Origin of the sequence: Streptomyces sp. NPDC007162 (assembly GCF_040634175.1) — a bacterium.
Taxonomy (GTDB): Bacteria; Actinomycetota; Actinomycetes; order Streptomycetales; family Streptomycetaceae; genus Streptomyces.
Map to the genome: position 1 here is coordinate 1 of NZ_JBEYFC010000969.1, position 1,575 is coordinate 1,575.

General features: G+C 70.6%; 2 protein-coding genes. Both read right to left on the reverse strand.

Annotation, left to right across the window (positions count from 1 at the left end):
• The coding region (locus tag ABZ646_RS46340; RefSeq protein WP_360533742.1) for a glucose-6-phosphate dehydrogenase assembly protein OpcA at positions 1–603 on the reverse strand (603 nt) is incomplete at its 3' end.
• The coding region (gene zwf, locus ABZ646_RS46345) for a glucose-6-phosphate dehydrogenase (protein WP_360533745.1) at positions 600–1,575 on the reverse strand (976 nt) is incomplete at its 5' end. The genes ABZ646_RS46340 and zwf, both read right to left, overlap by 4 nt.

Sequence of the window (1,575 nt, forward strand, 5' to 3'; positions counted from 1 at the left end):
GACGGCCCTGACCTCGCAGGCCACCTGGTCCAGGGCCGCCGCCAGCATGGACCGCCAGGGCGTGATCCGCGTCCACGACAGGTCCGTGTCACCGGGCGTGTAGGCGTCGGCGCGGGCGGACAGCTCCCGTACCGGCTGCTCGGACGCGTAGGTGTCGGTGACCCGGCGCTGGGCGAGGGCGCCCAGCGGGTCCTTCGCCGGGTCGAGCGGGGCGTTCACCGGCCACCAGACGACGACCGGAGCGTCCGGCAGCAGCAGCGGCAGCACCACCGAGTCGGCGTGGTCGGCGACCTCGCCGTACAGCCGCAGTACCACCGTCTCGCCGGTGCCGGCGTCCGCGCCCACCCGGACCTCGGCGTCCAGCCGGGACGCCGTGCGGTCGCGGGGGGAGCGGGAGACCCGCTTGATGACGACCAGCGTGCGCGACGGGTGCTCGTGCGAGGCGTCGCCGCCCGCCTTCAGGGCGTCGTACGCGTTCTCCTCGTCGGTGACGATGACGAGGGTCAGCACCATGCCCACGGCGGGCGTGCCGATGGCCCGGCGGCCCTGCACCAGCGCCTTGTTGACCTTGGCGGCCGTGGTGTCCGTGAGGTCTATCTTCATGGCCGGCGCCAGCTCCGTCCGTCTCGTGCGAGCATCTCGTCGGCCTCGGCGGGACCCCAGGTGCCCGACTTGTACTGGGCGGGCCTGCCGTGCTTGTCCCAGTACTCCTCGATCGGGTCGAGGATCTTCCAGGACAGCTCGACCTCCTCCGTGCGCGGGAAGAGGTTGGCGTCGCCGAGGAGGACGTCCAGGATCAGCCGCTCGTAGGCCTCGGGGGACGACTCGGTGAAGGACTCGCCGTAGGCGAAGTCCATCGACACGTCCCGGATCTCCATGGAGGTGCCCGGCACCTTGGAGCCGAAGCGGACCGTGATGCCCTCGTCGGGCTGGACGCGGATGACGATCGCGTTCTGGCCCAGCTCCTCCGTCGCCGTGTGGTCGAAGGGGGAGTGCGGGGCCCGCTGGAAGACGACGGCGATCTCGGTGACGCGCCGGCCGAGGCGCTTGCCGGTGCGCAGGTAGAAGGGGACGCCCGCCCAGCGGCGGTTGTCGACCTCGACCTTGACGGCGGCGTAGGTGTCGGTCTTCGACTGGGCGTCGATGCCGTCCTCTTCGAGGTAGCCGATGACCTTCTCGCCGCCCTGCCAGCCGGCCGCGTACTGACCGCGCACGGTCGACCTGCCCAGGTCCTTCGGGAGCCGTACCGCGCCGAGCACCTTCTCCTTCTCCGCGGCCAGCGCGTCCGCGTCGAAGGAGGCGGGCTCCTCCATGGCGGTCAGCGCCATCAGCTGGAGGAGGTGGTTCTGGATGACGTCACGGGCGGCGCCGATGCCGTCGTAGTAGCCCGCGCGGCCGCCGATACCGATGTCCTCCGCCATGGTGATCTGCACGTGGTCCACGAAGGACCGGTTCCAGATCGGCTCGAACATGGTGTTGGCGAAGCGCAGCGCCAGTATGTTCTGGACGGTCTCCTTGCCGAGGTAGTGGTCGATCCGGAACACCTGGTCCGGCTCGAACACCTCGTGCACGACC